We start from the raw sequence: 220 nt of genomic DNA, 5'->3' as shown, positions 1-220 counted from the left end.
GAAAGCCAAGGCGAAGGCAGCAGCAGCTGCAAAGGCAAAAGCGGCAGCGTTAGCGAAGCAGAAAAGAGAAGGGACAGAAGAAGTAACGGAAGAAGAAAAAGCGAAAGCTAAGGCGAAGGCAGCAGCAGCGGCAAAAGCAAAAGCGGCAGCATTAGCGAAGCAAAAAAGAGAAGGAACCGAAGAAGTAACGGAAGAAGAAAAAGAGAAAGCCAAGGCAAAA

1 pseudogene is annotated in these 220 nt (G+C 48.6%); it reads left to right on the top strand.

Features of this window, described 5'->3' with window-relative positions:
• Nucleotides 1-220 (top strand): annotated as a pseudogene (locus MR107_RS32150) (NADH-quinone oxidoreductase subunit C); the annotation flags it as partial.

The sequence above is a fragment of the Bacillus cereus group sp. BfR-BA-01441 genome (genome assembly GCF_022663075.1).
GTDB lineage: Bacteria > Bacillota > Bacilli > Bacillales > Bacillaceae_G > Bacillus_A > Bacillus_A cereus.
Note: the sequence above shows the minus strand (reverse complement) of the source record. Positions and strands in the feature narration are given on the sequence as shown.